The sequence below is a fragment of the Mesorhizobium subarcticum genome (assembly GCF_055456085.1).
On record NZ_CM144237.1, the window covers coordinates 23,430 to 38,364 of the forward strand.

General features: G+C 58.4%; 14 protein-coding genes and 1 pseudogene. 11 read left to right on the forward strand and 4 right to left on the reverse strand.

Annotated features, from left to right (window positions below; all coding sequences use genetic code 11):
* Nucleotides 1-246: 246 nt before the first annotated feature.
* Nucleotides 247-1,272, reverse strand: coding sequence for an IS110 family RNA-guided transposase (locus ACZYHG_RS00125; protein WP_464611993.1), 1,026 nt, complete (start codon nt 1,270-1,272; stop codon nt 247-249).
* A 645-nt stretch (nt 1,273-1,917) separates the two neighbouring features.
* Between ACZYHG_RS00125 and ACZYHG_RS00130 the strand changes: the two genes are divergently transcribed.
* From ACZYHG_RS00130 to ACZYHG_RS00175, 10 genes and pseudogenes are all read left to right on the forward strand, one after another.
* Nucleotides 1,918-2,139, forward strand: a complete 222-nt coding sequence (locus tag ACZYHG_RS00130; protein ID WP_464611994.1) for a hypothetical protein — start codon at nt 1,918-1,920, stop codon at nt 2,137-2,139.
* Nucleotides 2,140-2,415: 276 nt separating this feature from the next.
* Nucleotides 2,416-3,441, forward strand: coding sequence for an aminotransferase-like domain-containing protein (locus ACZYHG_RS00135; protein WP_464611995.1), 1,026 nt, complete (start codon nt 2,416-2,418; stop codon nt 3,439-3,441).
* Nucleotides 3,442-3,502: 61 nt separating this feature from the next.
* The gene (locus ACZYHG_RS00140) at nt 3,503-4,348 is read left to right on the forward strand and encodes a class I SAM-dependent methyltransferase (RefSeq protein WP_464611996.1); all 846 of its coding nucleotides are present in this window, start codon (nt 3,503-3,505) and stop codon (nt 4,346-4,348) included.
* Between the two features lie 45 nt (nt 4,349-4,393).
* Nucleotides 4,394-4,621 (forward strand): annotated as a pseudogene (locus ACZYHG_RS00145) (IS6 family transposase); the annotation flags it as partial.
* A gap of 65 nt (nt 4,622-4,686) precedes the next feature.
* Nucleotides 4,687-5,148: an IS110 family transposase gene (locus ACZYHG_RS00150; protein WP_464611997.1), complete on the forward strand. Its 462-nt coding sequence runs from the start codon at nt 4,687-4,689 to the stop codon at nt 5,146-5,148.
* Between the two features lie 51 nt (nt 5,149-5,199).
* Nucleotides 5,200-6,537 (forward strand): IS1380 family transposase, encoded by a 1,338-nt coding sequence (locus ACZYHG_RS00155; RefSeq protein WP_464611998.1) that lies wholly within the window; start codon nt 5,200-5,202, stop codon nt 6,535-6,537.
* Between the two features lie 131 nt (nt 6,538-6,668).
* A complete protein-coding gene (locus ACZYHG_RS00160) occupies nt 6,669-7,331 on the forward strand; it encodes an IS110 family RNA-guided transposase (protein ID WP_464611999.1) in 663 nt (220 codons plus the stop codon).
* Nucleotides 7,332-7,682: 351 nt separating this feature from the next.
* On the forward strand, nt 7,683-8,666 hold the full coding sequence (locus ACZYHG_RS00165; RefSeq protein ID WP_464612000.1) for an IS5 family transposase: 984 nt from the start codon (nt 7,683-7,685) through the stop codon (nt 8,664-8,666).
* 364 nt (nt 8,667-9,030) lie between these two features.
* On the forward strand, nt 9,031-9,225 hold the full coding sequence (locus tag ACZYHG_RS00170) for a hypothetical protein (RefSeq protein ID WP_464612001.1): 195 nt from the start codon (nt 9,031-9,033) through the stop codon (nt 9,223-9,225).
* Between the two features lie 38 nt (nt 9,226-9,263).
* Nucleotides 9,264-10,106, forward strand: coding sequence for an IS110 family transposase (locus tag ACZYHG_RS00175; RefSeq protein WP_464612002.1), 843 nt, complete (start codon nt 9,264-9,266; stop codon nt 10,104-10,106).
* A 290-nt stretch (nt 10,107-10,396) separates the two neighbouring features.
* Here the strand turns inward: ACZYHG_RS00175 and ACZYHG_RS00180 are convergent, their stop codons facing one another.
* The gene (locus ACZYHG_RS00180) at nt 10,397-11,749 is read right to left on the reverse strand and encodes an IS5 family transposase (protein WP_464614706.1); all 1,353 of its coding nucleotides are present in this window, start codon (nt 11,747-11,749) and stop codon (nt 10,397-10,399) included.
* Nucleotides 11,750-12,101: 352 nt separating this feature from the next.
* Nucleotides 12,102-12,410, reverse strand: a complete 309-nt coding sequence (locus tag ACZYHG_RS00185) for a helix-turn-helix domain-containing protein (RefSeq protein WP_464612003.1) — start codon at nt 12,408-12,410, stop codon at nt 12,102-12,104.
* Between the two features lie 500 nt (nt 12,411-12,910).
* Here ACZYHG_RS00185 and ACZYHG_RS00190 point away from each other — a divergent pair, with 500 nt between their 5' ends.
* Nucleotides 12,911-13,141 carry a helix-turn-helix transcriptional regulator gene (locus tag ACZYHG_RS00190; RefSeq protein ID WP_464612004.1) on the forward strand — a complete coding sequence of 77 codons (231 nt, stop codon included), beginning with the start codon at nt 12,911-12,913 and terminating at the stop codon, nt 13,139-13,141.
* A gap of 282 nt (nt 13,142-13,423) precedes the next feature.
* Here ACZYHG_RS00190 and ACZYHG_RS00195 read toward each other — a convergent pair whose 3' ends face one another.
* A complete protein-coding gene (locus ACZYHG_RS00195) occupies nt 13,424-14,776 on the reverse strand; it encodes an IS5 family transposase (RefSeq protein WP_464614840.1) in 1,353 nt (450 codons plus the stop codon).
* Nucleotides 14,777-14,935: the final 159 nt, after the last annotated feature.

The window sequence follows — 14,935 nt, forward strand, 5'->3', positions numbered from 1 at the left end:
CCCGTTTGGCAAGAGGAATCTTTAGTTGGCATTGCGCGTTGTCGGGTGCTGACATGTGTCCGGCCTGTGATGCGGCTTTCACACATGCCGCGGGCCCTTATGGTGTTCGCAGGTCAGGTCCAAATCAACGCCGCGTGCTCTTGAGACACTTTGGTGCACACTGGTTTTCCTGATCCCGTCTCACGACCGTTGCGCCATACTTCCGATGACCTCTCTCGCTGCGACGTCCCCTCGGTTACGTTGGCTTTAGACCGCAGCAACCGGAGCTCTGTATATTCCTCCCTTGGCCATGATAGCCCAGATCATTCGCGCCATCTTGTTGGCAAGCGCCACCCTCACCAGCATCGGTGGTTTATGCGCCAGCATCTTGGCCAGCCACGTGCCTGGTGTTGCACCCTTGCGGGCGCGCCACACAAGCTCGCTATTGGCCCCTATGATCAGGAGCCGCCGCAGAGATCGATCCCCCATCTTCGTCGTGGAGCCGAGACGCTGTTTGCCGCCTGTCGAATGTTGTCGCGGCACAAGCCCAAGCCATGCGGCGAAGTCCCGCCCACGTTTGAAGGTTTCAGGCGATGGCGCCAGAGCCACCAGTGCGGTGGCAATCAATGGGCCAATTCCGGGAACTGTCATCAACCGGCGTGCGGTCTCATCTTCACGAGCCCGGCGCACAATCTGTGCATCCAGCACGCGAATCTGATCATTCAGTTGGGACAAGCTTGCTGTCAGAAACCGCAGAGCAGTCCGCGCAGTTTCTGGAAGAGCCGTTTGCGGATCCTCAATCATCGCAATCAGTTTCGAAGCGAAGCTTAAACCCTGCGGCACGACTTCACCAAATTCCGCAAGGTGGCCGCGCAGCGCATTGATGGTCTGCTTGCGCTGCCGGATCAGCAGATCGCGGGTGCGCAACACCACTGCTGCGGCTTGTCTTTCTTCGCTCTTCACGGCAACAAAGCGCATCGTTGGTCGTTGCGCTGCCTCGCAGATCGCCTCAGCATCAGCCATGTCGTTCTTCTGCCGCTTCAAAAAGGGCTTCACGTAGGCCGGTGGGATCATACGGACTTCGTGTCCCAAATGCCCTATCTCACGCGCCCAGAAATGCGAGCTTCCGCAGGCTTCCATCGCAACCAGGCACCGTGGCAGGCCACCAAAGAATTTCAAAACCTGCCCGCGCCGCAATTGCTTGCGAAACACAACAGCACCTGTTTCGTCAGCCCCGTGGACCTGAAACACGTTCTTGGCTAAATCCAAACCGATCGTACGAACTTCGCTCATGATGCCCATCTCCAATGGTGGTTTAAACAACTCCACTTTGCCACACACTGCGGTCGTCGCGGGCGTCTACACCATCAACGCCCTCTGGAACCGGACTGATCACAGCGAATTTAGGAGAAGCCATGACATGGCGGACATTGGACAGCGCGGATAGCAGTCAAATGACGCGTGAATTCCGCTTCCCGCGGAGGAAGCCGCCATCCCTGGGAAGACGGCGGGCAACCGACACTACTGCCGGGTTTGTCGAATGAGCGACACGGGTTGTTCGGCTTGGCTCCCGCTCCCACCATCATTCAAGTCATTGATTAGTATCGAGAACCCTTTTTCTGAGGCTTTTCCTCCGCAGTTGGCACGACTTTTGAAGCTCCCTTTTAGAAAGGCGGCAGGAGCTGCCGACCGATTTCATGTCGTGGTTTGATATCGCGATCGAGGGGACGAAGGGAGGAAAGCAGCATGTCAGATCTGCGTCGGGTGCCTATACTATCGGAAAAAGGGCGTCACCTGCGGAATCCAGGCGGCAATGCAAGCGAAGGTATATCTACGCTTCGTGACCTGTTCGGAAAATGTCTCGATGGCTTCGGCGACTTCCTCCACGGCGTTCTGTTTCCGTCCGTCGTTATCGTACTTGTTGGGGAAGGGAGCGTCATGTCATTCGTGGCCATTCTCACCCTCATCATGGCTGGCGCCATCCGCCTCAGCTATTTCGAGAATGTCGGGCTGACCTCGGATGCCAAATTCACGGGCATTCCCGTCTCCTATGACACTCCACTGGTCGCGATCCTGCTGATGGCACGGCCCGTCTTCCGGTTGTGGCGTTTCCGACAGTCTTCGCCATCGCCTTCATCGCCCTCGCCGTGCTGCACGTGACGAGCGCGGTTAAGGTGCCGGCGATACGGGGCCGGGCAATTCCGATCGCAACAGTCCTAGCGATCGCGATTTCTGCCGTTTTGGCACGAGGGAGCCTCACCTAATACGGCGAATGATGAAAGCTGAGCAAAGACAATGGGAGGTCTAGGAAATGAATAGGATAGACGGCCAATCTCGACCGCTGGTCGACAGGTGTGTCGACGAGAATGGATTGATCCAACTTAATCTCAACCATCCACCTCCTGTTCCCCAGACTTTCGACCAATCTTCGAGGATGTGCTTGAAGAACTGTTTGTGACAATGTCGCCTTCCAGCCTTGTAAAAACACATCGTTGGACAGGCACCGACGAGGATCGGTCGAGAGGAGCGGAATTCACTGGCCGCCGGCTAGGAACACAACCGGATCCACGCCGGGTTGTTTTGACCCACAGTACACAAGCGGCCATGCATATGATCCTCCCCGGGATTATCCCTAAAGGTCGAGCGCTTGTCGTAGAACAAATGACCTATCCGCCGGTACGAACGTTTGCCGAGCGCTACGGAATTCCGGTGATTGACGTGCCCATCGATCCCGACGGTGTTGAGCCGAATGCGTTCGAGGATGTTTGCAAAGAAACACAACCCGCCGCGATCTATCTTTTGACCACCTATCAGAATCCCACAACCATTACGATGTCTTTGGGGCGCCGCGCGAATATAGCGGAGATCGCCAGGCGCTATGGCGTCAAAATCATTGAAGATGATGTCTATAGCCTTCTAAGCCCGTCGCCCTTGACGCCGATCTCAGCAATGGCGCCGGAAACATCCTGGTATCTCTTGGGAACAGCGAAAAGTTTCGCCGCCGGGCTGAAATTAGCATATCTCGTCGCCCCTACGGCGGACGAAGCTGCCCGCGTGTTCTGGCCAGGAGTTCGTGCAACCTATTGGATGGCAACGCCGATGAGCGCGGCCTTGATGTCCAGTTTCATTCGCCGAGGCGATGATCAGGCGATCTTATCGGCGGTAAAGAACGAGTTACGCAGCCGACACAGACTTCTCGACCAGATCCTCCGTAATTGCCGTTATGTCACGGATCCTGGCTGCCTGCATGTATGGTTGCCATTAATCGAAAGTACATCCAGTCGAGAATTGGCGGACGCCATTAAGAAGGATGGCGTGCAGGTCGCTACCAGTAGCTCGTATGCATCTCAAACTTTTGAGCCTCCCGAGGCGATCCGAATCGGTATCGGTAACCCGGAGACGATTGCCGTGCTGAAGAGGGCGCTCGCGATGCTTCACCGGCATCTTCCGATTTACAAGTAATCAGCGTTTGAGCGCCTCGACTCCCTTTCCTACAGCGCAAGAATTGACGAAAGCTACAGCCATGCCGAGTACCAAGAGCAATGAGTCTGCAGGGTTTATGGCAGAGTTTGCAAGATTGGCTAACCGCTACAGCGACAGGCCGGAGTATCCCAAAGAAATGGTAGACTATATCAATTCCTTTCTGTCGCTGATTCCGGCGCGATATCCGGCAGTTGATATTGGCGCCGGAACGGGTCTCTTTACTCGGCCCCTTGCTCGCTCACTCAACCCAAGTCGCGTCGTGGTTGGGATAGAACCAAGCACAGAGATGAGGCAAGCGGCAGAGGATCATCCAGAAAAGCTCAAGAATGTGAGATACATATCCGGCTTTGCAGAAAAGGTTTGCTATCCGTCGAGGTCGATCGCGCTCGTGGCTGCGGCATGCGCAGCTCACCGCTTTGACAAGCGTACCTTCCTTGCCGAAAGCCATAGAGTGCTAGTCCCTAACGGCTGCTTGGCTATAGTCGAATATCGCTGGGGAGACACCCAAAACAGTATTGGGGATGGGATCTATTCGCTTCTTGAGCGGCTTGTCGATGGATACGATCGCAGGGCGCATTCAAATCAAGCCGGCCAATACGAACTCTTTAACGCAGGGGACGCGATTTCGTCGTCAGGGGTCTTTACCAATGTGCACCAGCGCATTTTTACTTGGACAGTGCAGCGTCGAATGGAAGAAGTCTTCTCCTCGGTCATGGCACTCACGCCATCACTTAAAGCCGAAGCAAAGATAGGCCGAGAAAAATTCGTACAGGAACTCGAGGGGGTTATAGCACGGCACAGCAGTTCTGCCGGCTCTGTGGAACTCAAATACGTCGGCTATGGCACCTTTGCTCTTAAGCGGGATGTGTTGCAAAGTTTTTGGTAACGAGGCGCATGGCATTGGGCTCCGGTGTTCCCCCGGAGAGTTGAGATGTTCAAAGGCCGCCATTTCGACCAATCTGTGATCTTGCTTTGCATTCGCTGGTATCTGGCCTACGGACTGTGCCTACGCGATCTTTGAGAAATGATGGCGGAGCGTGGCATTAGTGTCGATCATTCAACAATCCATCGCTGGGTCGTTCATTTCGCGCCGCTGCTGATGGAACGCTTCAACCGGCGCAAGCGCGCTGTGACCGGCAGATGGCATGCGGACGAGACTCGGAGTAATTGATCGTCAGCGCTCTCTAGCGGCTACTATGGCTGCGCTGAAAAGAGGAGAGCAAAATGGAACAGCTTTTTGTTGGTTTGGACGTGTCAAAGGACGAGACGGCAATCTGCGTTCGAACGCAAAGCGGGACGGTCAAGTCGGCGTACAAGAAGCCGACCGACCCCGACACCATATATCGTGCCTTGATGTGTGAATTGGAGCATATCCGATGCGTCGTTCTGGAAACCGGTCGGATGGCGAACTGGTTGTATAACGAACTCAGCCAGCGTGGCTTGCCGATCGTTTGCATCGACGCACGTCAGGCCCACGCCGTACTGAGCCAGATGCACAATAAAACCGATAAGAATGATGCTGCCATGCTTGCAGAGCTTGCTCGTACAGGGTTCTACAAACGCATTGAAGTCAAAAGCCGTGTTTCTCAGGAACGCAGAGCGTTGCTGCGAGCGCGCGAGGTTGCAATTAACCCGAAAAATTCAGGGTGGTTGGCGGATGTGGCGCAAGCCGTTGAAATGACGTAGGATTTGGTTGCTAAAGCCGATCCGAATCATTTCCCGGAGACCACACCCGCCATGAATGATCTTACCCTGCCGCTGAGCGGTTTGTCATCAGTGGGCGGCAAGTCCGTCGTCGCCCGTTTCGACGGCGGCATGTTGTCCTCCAACTGTGGCGTTCTGGTGCTGGCCGAGGTGGAAAAACGACTGCGGGTGGCCGACCGTCTGGCGCGTTGCATCGATGATCCGCGCTGCCCGGACCAGGTCGTCCACAGCCTGGCGGACATGATCGGCTTTCGCATGAAGATGATCGCCGCCGGCTATGAGGATGGCAATGACGCCAACCGGCTGCGCTCCGATCCGGTCTTCAAGATGGCCCAGGATGCGCTGCCGTCGGGTCGGGATCTGGCCTCCCAGTCGACGCTGTGCCGGCTGGAGAACCTGCCCGGCGTGCGGGAGCTGGTCGCGATGGGGCGGGCGATGGTCGACCTCTATTGCGCTTCCTTCCGGCAGGTGCCGAAGCGGATCGTGCTCGACATCGACGATACTTTTGATGCCGTACATGGCGGCCAGCAATTGCGCCTGTTCAACGCGCATTACGACGAATACGGCTTCCAGCCGATCGTAGTGTTCGACGGTGCGGGCCGGTTCGTCAGCGCGATCCTGCGACCGGCCAGGCGGCCGAGCGGGGCAGAAATCCGCCCCCACCTGCGCCGCCTGGTGCGGGCGATCCGGAGCAATTGGCCGAACACACGGATCCTGATCCGGGCCGACAGCCACTACTGCGGTCCGCAGGTCATCGACTGGTGCCGCGCCAACGGTGTAGACTTCATCCTCGGCGTGGCGCCCACCACGACGCTGCGCGAGCATGTCGCGGACCTGGAAGCCCGCACGATGGCGCGCTTTGAAGCGTCGAAGACGAACAAGGTCCGCCGCTTCAAGGAGTTCTTTGACGGCGCCGCCAGTTGGAGCCGCGTGGAGCGCATCATCGCGCGCGTCGAGGTCGGCGCCAAAGGAGCTGACACCCGCTTCATCGTCACCAATCTGGCCAGTGGCAAGGCCAAGGCGCTCTACGAGGACCTCTACTGCCGGCGCGGCGCGGCCGAGAACCACATCAAGTCCTGGAAGACGCATCTTGCCGCCGACCGCACATCCTGCACAAGAGCGACGGCCAACCAGTTCCGGCTGTTCCTGCATGCCGGCGCCTACTGGCTGATGTGGGGCCTGCGCGCTGCGATGCCGAAACGCTCGAGCTTTGCCGTCGCCCAATTCGACACGCTGCGTTTGCGCCTCATCAAGATCGCTGCGCGGGTGGTCGAGATGAAAACGCAAATCCGCCTGCACCTGCCGACATCCTGCCCCGACCAGCGTATTCTGCGCATCGTCCTCGATCGCATCCCCCAACTCGCGACATAACGATGGGGCGCAGGCGCCCCGAAACGAACCCGCCGACCGCAACCTGCAAACCCCGCCTGCCTTCACGACGGATCATTGCCGGCGCCCGACGAGGCTTGTCAAAATGCACCCCGAGGGCGGCCAGATCGCCGATGCAGGCCGCCGAAAGCCGATCGCCGTGCATCAAGGCGGTTAAATCCCGGCTGAATGTGGAGAATACGATCCGCGGCCTGCTGGCCAGTTTTGGGATCCGTCTCCCCAAATACCTGAAGACCTATGATCAGAGGGTCCGAAAGGCGCTGGAAGGTCAGATCGATTTGATGAGAATTATCTTGCCGCTTCTACACCTGCGGACCGAAGCACTGCGTCAGGCATCGGCGCTGACGAAAGACATGATGCGCCAAGCCCGAGTGGACGAGGCCTGCCGACGCCTGATGACCATTCCCGGCATCGGCGCTGTGAGTGCCGTCACTTATGTCGCCACGATCGACACGCCGGACCGGTTTGCCCAATCCAGATCGGTGGGGGCGTACATCGGGCTGACATCGCGTAAATACCAATCAGGCGACATTGACTATAGTGGCAGAATATCCCGGCGCGGTGATCAGATGCTGCGCACGGTTCTCTATGAAGCTGCCAACAGCTTGCTGTGCCGGGTGAAATCCGGGTCTGGGCAGCATCTGAAGGACTGGGCGATTGCCCTAAAGAAGCGCACAAGCCACAAGAAGGCCGTAGTAGCTCTGGCCCGGAAACTAGCTGTGATTATGCACGCCATCTGGAAAGACGGCACGGAGTTTGAACCCAGGGAGGCCTGATTAGAAAGCCGCGCGAGGAACGTGCTGGCGAGAGTTGCCGTATCGGTTGCAGCGGCAGGCTACCGGATGAACCCGATTGATTTACATGCGAGCCAATGCATCGCGAATGAGACCTTTGGGAAGCCGGCGCCTTGGATGCCGAGATGAAGCGCCAAATGGGATGACTTCGAAAAGAACCTTGCAGGCGGCCGATACATGCGACAAACTCACCGAGCGCTAACGATCAATTAAAGAACCTACATCAAGGTGCGCGGGCGATGGATGTACCTCTATCGAGCGTTGGTGCATGGATCCTTTGTCAACGGTTTGGCGATAGGCAGGCAGGATCGAAATCAGCTTGATTTGAGTGCCATGCCGTACAAACACAACGCAGATCGTCGTCATCACGTCGGAAAGATGAAATTCAGGGTGACGAATTGGCGTGACTACGAAGCAGGTCTGCGCCGGCGTGGTAGCCTGACCTTATGGGTAACGCCGGAGGCACTTGCGGGATGGCGCGCTCCGCGACGCAAGACCCGCGGCGGCCAAGCCCGGTATTCCGATCTCGCCATTGAGACAGCGCTGACGCTGGGTTGCGTCTTGGCAATGCGGCTGCGCCAGACCGAGGGATTGCTCCACTCGCTGCTGGATCTCATGGGGCTGAAAGTCCCCGTTCCAGATCATACGACGCTGAGCCGTCGGGCACAGAAGTGGGAGCCATCAGCCCGACGAAACCCGCCGCTGCCGGACGGCCCGCTGCATGTGCTTGTCGCTAGCACGGGATTGAAAGTCTACGGCGCCGGGCAATGGCTGGAGCAGAAACATGGCGCCAGATCACGTCGCAACTGGCGCAAGCTGCATCTGGCAGTGGATGCCAAAAGTGGCGCGATCATTGCCCAAAGGCTGACAGATCAGGACACGGATGATCCTTCCCAGGTGGCACCGCTGCTCGATCAGATCGACGGCGAGATCGACCAGTTCACAGCCGACGGAGCCTATGACGGCAAGCCAACCTATCGGTCTATCCTGCAGCACAGCGCAACCGCGAACATCGTCATTCCACCGCGTTCCACGGCGGTGGAAAGCGGTGATACCGGACCGCCTGGTCAAAGGGACAAGCACATTGCCGCAATCGCAAGCGACGGTCGGCTGAAATGGCAGGCAGCCACCGGCTACGGCAAGCGGGCGCTGAGCGAAACAGCCATCGGACGATACAAGGGGCTGATCGGACGGCGCCTGCGAGCACGCTCTCTTCCGGCTCAACAGACCGAGGTTGCCATCGGTTGCATCGTTCTCAACCGCATGCTGGCATGGGCACGCCCGGAGTCTATCCGGCGTCAAGTCACGCAGGCATAACCAACTACATTAAAGATCGAAATGCGTTCGATTTCATATCCGCGCACCAATGCCGATCAGGGAGGGACCGTGATAGGCGATGGGCGTCGGATTGACTATTGTTTCTTGAGTACCGAGCTCGCCGACAGACTTGTGAGCGCCGAGGTGATGATGGAAGCCGATGGATCTGACCATAGGCCCATCACCGTCGTCCTTCGGCAGTAATTAGCGGCTGCGACCTCGGAGCTATGACCGGCAGTAACGGCTCACCGAACATTGTGTCTGTCCAGTGGATGAGCTGTCGCCATGACGGTGGAAGCGAGAAATTTGCCGGCTGCGGGGAAGTCGTCCAAGCCGACATTGGCGCAATGAAGCCGCTGTCGAGGTGGAACGCATCCTGCGACGTCAGAATGTGTCGATGACACGAGAGACATTGGACGTGGCGGGAAGGCTGGCTGGCCACGTGCTTGTGGCAGTTTCCATCGCTTCCTTCAGAACACGGGCTTTGAGTAGATGCCGTAATGGGCGCATCGGAGCAGACAGCGGCCGATCCGATCTCCAGAATGATGGTTTCACGTAGGTCCGAGCGGTTCGGGCCTCACCATCGGGGAGACGAACATGGAAAACTATATCGGGATCGACGTATCGCTTGAACTGAGCAGTGTCTGCGTTGTTGATGCATCTGGTGCAATTCTACGCGAAGCAAAAGTGGAAAGCGCCCCTGAGGCCATCGTGGCCTTCATAAGGGACTTTCAGTTGCCGATTACGCGCGTCGGTCTCGAGGCTGGCCCTTTGTCACAATGGCTCCACGACGGGATTTGCGAAGGCGGGTACGATACCGTCTTGCTTGAGACCCGCCACGTCAAAGCCGCACTGTCGGCGATGGTGGTGAAGACTGATCGCGGCAAGTTTGCGGCTCGCATTCGCGAACTGGTTGCCGGTCAGGAAATGCTGACGAGAATTATCGAACCGATGTTATCCGCGCGAGAAGCAATCTGGCGCGAGTTCGCCAAGTTGCACCGTGAAGTGCTGGCCATCGTCAAAGGCGACGAGACCTGCCGCCGACTGATGACCACCCCTGGCGTAGGAGCAGTCGTCTCTCTGACATTCAGAGCGGGTGTGGACGATCCGAGCCGGTTCGCGAAATCCAAGGCCGTTGGTGCCTTCTTCGGCCTAATGCCGAAACGCTACCAATCCGGCGAAACCGATGTTGTCGGGTGCATCAGTCGTGTCGGAGACGCTTCGGTGCGCACGGCGCTTCACGACGCGGCCAATGTAATCCTCTCGAGGGTTACGCGCTTCAGTTCGCTCAAATCATGGGCTGTGCAGATCGCGAAACGTAGGGGGATGCGGCGGGCGAAGGTTGCATTGGCGCGCAAGCTGGCGACCGTACTCCACCGGATTTGGATGGACGGCACGGAGTTCATTTGGGGTCAACAACCCGCGACCGCAGCTGCATAACTCAAAAGGGAAAAGTTCGAGCGGGGAAGAACGGCCTCGCTCCATGAAGTCCCGTCGTCGGGACGCGGAGATGGTGAGGCAGGTTCCGTTGCGGTGGCCGGGGAAACGTCCGTATCACGCTGAGTAGATTGCTCCACCAGCTCCCTCAGATGGCATAAAGTGACGGTCTCGAACCGATCACGGACAGAAGCAAGAAACCGGCGACAGGATGCATTTTGGAGATTGACAATCGGAAGCCCATTACAGAAGCAACGGAACAGAAAACCTACATAGTCGGCCCTGAATAACGGCTAAGGCGTTGATATTCCGAACGCGTGAAGACGGGTGGAAGCATCCGATTTCGCCGTTTTCGGCTGGAGTGCTTGCAGGCACCAGGCAAGCCAAAGCGCGAGAACCGTGAGGACCAGGCGCAGATTGTGGCCTGCGGCGACGAGCAGCGCATTGGTCGCATCGCCATCATGGCCGAGGAGGAAGTTGCGGTCCAGTCGGCCGTCGGTCTTCATGTGACCGATGGTGGCCTCGATGGCCGATCGTCGTTTCAGTTCCCGACACATGGTGGCCGTCAGGCCACGCTTGCGGCCGGCGATCATCACCGATCCCGCGCCGGCATAGTCGTGGCCGCGATAGCCCTTGTCGACGTAGATGCGGTCCGGGTCGACGCCGCCGATCTCCACCGCCTGATCGACCGTTGCTGCGAGCGTGTGGCCATCATACGGATTACCCTCGAACGCCTTGGCCGCCAGCACGAGGCCCTCGCGATTGGTTGCCGCGATCCCGACCTTGCAGCCGAATTCGTAAGGGTTGCGGGCTTTGCCCTTCGAGATGCAGACCACCTCGGGCGCGTGCAGGGAGTAGATCTTGTTCCTGTCCTTCGGCTTCTGCGCCAAGAGCCGCTCGACGAGCCCGAGCAACGGGGCAAATCTGGCCTCGAGTTCGGCATTGCCGGCGATCTTGCGACCGACGTCGCGGAACACCCGGCCGAGATAGGTGCGAAGGCGCTTGAGTTCGCGACGCATCCGGCGGAACTGCCGGGCATGCGCATAGCGACCCGCCCGTACCGCCGCTGCCTTGGCCAGCCGCATGTGGCTCTGCCTGAGCATGATGCCGTACCGCTTGGCCTGACGCACCAGGATCTGGATTGCCTTGAGGTAGAGCCGGCTGTCGGTGGGGTGGGCGATCGCCTTCGGCTGCACCGTCGTGTCGACGGTGATCCGCTCCAGCGAACCGGGCTTCGCAGTCCCCGTCTCGAGTGCGACGTCGACGCTTGCCTTCAGCATTTCCTCCAGCCCCTCGGACCCGATCCGCTTGCGCCAGCGCGTCATCGTGCTGGCATCGATCGGCGGCTCGTGCTGGAAGAACTCGAAGCCGCAGAAAAACTGCCAGTACGGGTTCTCAACCCAACGCTCCACCATTTCTTCGTCGGACAGGTCGTGGACGTGCTTGAGGTAATGCAGACCGACCATCAGCCGCGTCGGCTTGGCCGGCCTGCCGATCGGGCGATAAAACCCGCCAAACGCTTCGTCAAAGCGCGACCACGGCATCAATGCCGACAACCGGACCAGCGGATGGCGCGGATTGATGATGGCATCGAGGCGCTCGCGGAACAAATCATTCTTACCGGACGACGGACGGGCTGGAAGCATTGCAAAAACACCAGGAAACGACAGATCGAAGGTGGTTTCCGGCATTCTCCAATACTTCAAACCCGATGGGAATCCCTGCAACGCAAGGGATCCAAGAGTTTTTCAGGGCGAACTACATAAGCGACCGAGACGACCTGATCTGTTTTCTTTCTGCGCGGCGGTCAACGACCACAGCCTAGTTGATAACGAGCTTTCCGGCGTAGCGGCCGGAGAGAGGCAAGGTGCCAATTAAGATGACCTAACGGGACGTGACATCCCGAAGCAAATCAGACCGCAAAATCGCAAGCGCGTCATAGCGATTTTGGCCAACTCGCAGAACAGATACAGAACCCACCGTTCAGCGTGATTTGTCTCAACCCTCTGATTGCCCATCTGCATTTTCAAGCGCCCGATAAACGGTCATTCTTGAAACCTTCAGATCGCGGGCGACGCTGGCCGTGCTGGCGCCGGCGGTAATGCGGCGTCGGATTTCGTCATCATCGACGTTTTTCTTCCTGCCTTTTGTAGCTTGTAGCTCCCTTCCGCCTTCGCCGCTTCGATCCCAGCGCGTTGGCGATCCTTGATGAAACTTCAACTCCATGTCGGCGACCATGCCGAGGATCGTGATTACCATCCGGCCCATATCGCCCTCCATTGTCACTTCCGGCTCGAGGACGCGCAATGAGGCTCCCTTTCCTTCGAACTCATGCACTAGTCTTAGTCTAGCTTAGCTAGCAACCGGCAGAGGTAGCGAGACTGCATATAAGGAGGATGGTGCGGGTGGTCGGAATCGAACCGACACTCTGTCATTAGAACTGGATTTGAAGTGAACCGGGTCTTCCCCTCGCCCGCAATCGCTCCGCAATAATTTCGAAAAATCGTCTCTTCCACCGAAGTGGCGACACCTATGCCGCACCTGGCAAAGAGCATGGCCAGTTGGCAAAGGAGGCAACCCCGCCAATGTGGCGTCGCCTGTATCCGTTTTCCCGACGCTCACCTGAAAGCTCTTTCGCGGATGCAAATTGCTCAGCATTAATGTCAGTGCAGAAGCGTGAGCCCCCGGGCCTGGGCGATCAAACTGGTGATCCGAGGTGACGGTGCTCGGGCCTCATCGCCTCACGCGCGATCATCAACTTAGATTCGGCGACACGGCCTTAGTCGTTGCGGCGGATGGAGGCAGAAATGGCAGAGAGCAAATTCCTTACTCCGGAAGAAGTAGCTGAGCGCTATCGTGGTGGAATTTCCGTCGGAACGCTCAGAAATTGGCGCGCCATGCGTCTTGGTCCCTCGTTCGTCAAAATCGGCAAGGCGGTGCTCTACCCCGTTGATGAGCTTGATGCATGGGACGAAAAGAATAAAGTGCAGTGCCGTGCATCCAAACGACTCATTGAGCACCGGGGTGACCAGGCGTGATTGTCACGGTCAGGCACGATCAACAGATCCCAATACCCGGCACCACTCATCCCCGTCTTGCACTTTTCTGATGGAAAAACAGTACTTTATGAACGCCACAGGCCTGGTCCACAACCAACCCGCTTGATACCCGTCGAGAATACTGGATCACGCAGCCTCACGATCGAATGAAACACTTTGAAAGGCGCACTTGAGCAATCGCGGATCGGCGCGTGACGGATTGATCGCAAACAAAACGCAGCTGTCCGGTGAGGTCGCTATTTGGTCGGCCCTGAATAACGGCTAAGGCGTTGATATTCCGAACGCGTGAAGACGGGTGGAAGCATCCGATTTCGCCGTTTTCGGCTGGAGTGCTTGCAGGCACCAGGCAAGCCAAAGCGCGAGAACCGTGAGGACCAGGCGCAGATTGTGGCCTGCGGCGACGAGCAGCGCATTGGTCGCATCGCCATCATGGCCGAGGAGGAAGTTGCGGTCCAGTCGGCCGTCGGTCTTCATGTGACCGATGGTGGCCTCGATGGCCGATCGTCGTTTCAGTTCCCGACACATGGTGGCCGTCAGGCCACGCTTGCGGCCGGCGACCATCACCGATCCCGCGCCGGCATAATCGTGGCCGCGATAGCCCTTGTCGACGTAGATGCGGTCCGGCTCGACGCCGCCAATCTGCGCGGCCTGATCGACCGTTGCTGCGAGCGTGTGGCCATCATACGGATTGCCCTCGAACGCCTTGGCCGCCAGCACGAGGCCCTCGCGGTTGGTTGCCGCGATCCCGACCTTGCAGCCGAATTCGTAAGGGTTGCGGGCTTTGCCCTTCGAGATGCAGACCACCTCGGGTGCGTGCAGGGAATAGATCTTGTTCCTGTCCTTCGGCTTCTGCGCCAAGAGCCGCTCGACGAGCCCGAGCAACGGGGCAAATCTGGCCTCGAGTTCGGCATTGCCGGCGATCTTGCGACCGACGTCGCGGAACACCCGGCCGAGATAGGTGCGAAGGCGCTTGAGTTCGCGACGCATCCGGCGGAACTGCCGGGCATGCGCATAGCGACCCGCCCGTACCGCCGCTGCCTTGGCCAGCCGCATGTGGCTCTGCCTGAGCATGATGCCGTACCGCTTGGCCTGACGCACCAGGATCTGGATTGCCTTGAGGTAGAGCCGGCTGTCGGTGGGGTGGGCGATCGCCTTCGGCTGCACCGTCGTGTCGACGGTGATCCGCTCCAGCGAACCGGGCTTCGCAGTCCCCGTCTCGAGTGCGACGTCGACGCTTGCCTTCAGCATTTCCTCCAGCCCCTCGGACCCGATCCGCTTGCGCCAGCGCGTCATCGTGCTGGCATCGATCGGCGGCTCGTGCTGGAAGAACTCGAAGCCGCAGAAAAACTGCCAGTACGGGTTCTCAACCCAACGCTCCACCATTTCTTCGTCGGACAGGTCGTGGACGTGCTTGAGGTAATGCAGACCGACCATCAGCCGCGTCGGCTTGGCCGGCCTGCCGATCGGGCGATAAAACCCGCCAAACGCTTCGTCAAAGCGCGACCACGGCATCAATGCCGACAACCGGACCAGCGGATGGCGCGGATTGATGATGGCATCGAGGCGCTCGCGGAACAAATCATTCTTACCGGACGACGGACGGGCTGGAAGCATTGCAAAAACACCAGGAAACGACAGATCGAAGGTGGTTTCCGGCATTCTCCAATACTTCAAACCCGATGGGAATCCCTGCAACGCAAGGGATCCAAGAGTTTTTCAGGGCGAACTATTTGGGGAAGAAATCCCCCTTCCCTGCTTCACTGTGGAATGCCG

Bases quoted from the DNA above. Each gene is read 5' to 3' on its own strand.
- ACZYHG_RS00125 (WP_464611993.1), bottom strand. From the start codon at position 1,272: ATGAGCGAAGTTCGTACGATCGGTTTGGATTTAGCCAAGAACGTGTTT.
- ACZYHG_RS00165 (WP_464612000.1), top strand. From the start codon at position 7,683: ATGCCGTACAAACACAACGCAGATCGTCGTCATCACGTCGGAAAGATG.
- ACZYHG_RS00155 (WP_464611998.1), top strand. From the start codon at position 5,200: ATGAATGATCTTACCCTGCCGCTGAGCGGTTTGTCATCAGTGGGCGGC.
- ACZYHG_RS00175 (WP_464612002.1), top strand. From the start codon at position 9,264: ATGGAAAACTATATCGGGATCGACGTATCGCTTGAACTGAGCAGTGTC.
- ACZYHG_RS00180 (WP_464614706.1), bottom strand. From the start codon at position 11,749: ATGCTTCCAGCCCGTCCGTCGTCCGGTAAGAATGATTTGTTCCGCGAG.
- ACZYHG_RS00150 (WP_464611997.1), top strand. From the start codon at position 4,687: ATGGAACAGCTTTTTGTTGGTTTGGACGTGTCAAAGGACGAGACGGCA.
- ACZYHG_RS00160 (WP_464611999.1), top strand. From the start codon at position 6,669: ATGCAGGCCGCCGAAAGCCGATCGCCGTGCATCAAGGCGGTTAAATCC.
- ACZYHG_RS00130 (WP_464611994.1), top strand. From the start codon at position 1,918: ATGTCATTCGTGGCCATTCTCACCCTCATCATGGCTGGCGCCATCCGC.
- ACZYHG_RS00190 (WP_464612004.1), top strand. From the start codon at position 12,911: ATGGCAGAGAGCAAATTCCTTACTCCGGAAGAAGTAGCTGAGCGCTAT.
- ACZYHG_RS00195 (WP_464614840.1), bottom strand. From the start codon at position 14,776: ATGCTTCCAGCCCGTCCGTCGTCCGGTAAGAATGATTTGTTCCGCGAG.
- ACZYHG_RS00140 (WP_464611996.1), top strand. From the start codon at position 3,503: ATGCCGAGTACCAAGAGCAATGAGTCTGCAGGGTTTATGGCAGAGTTT.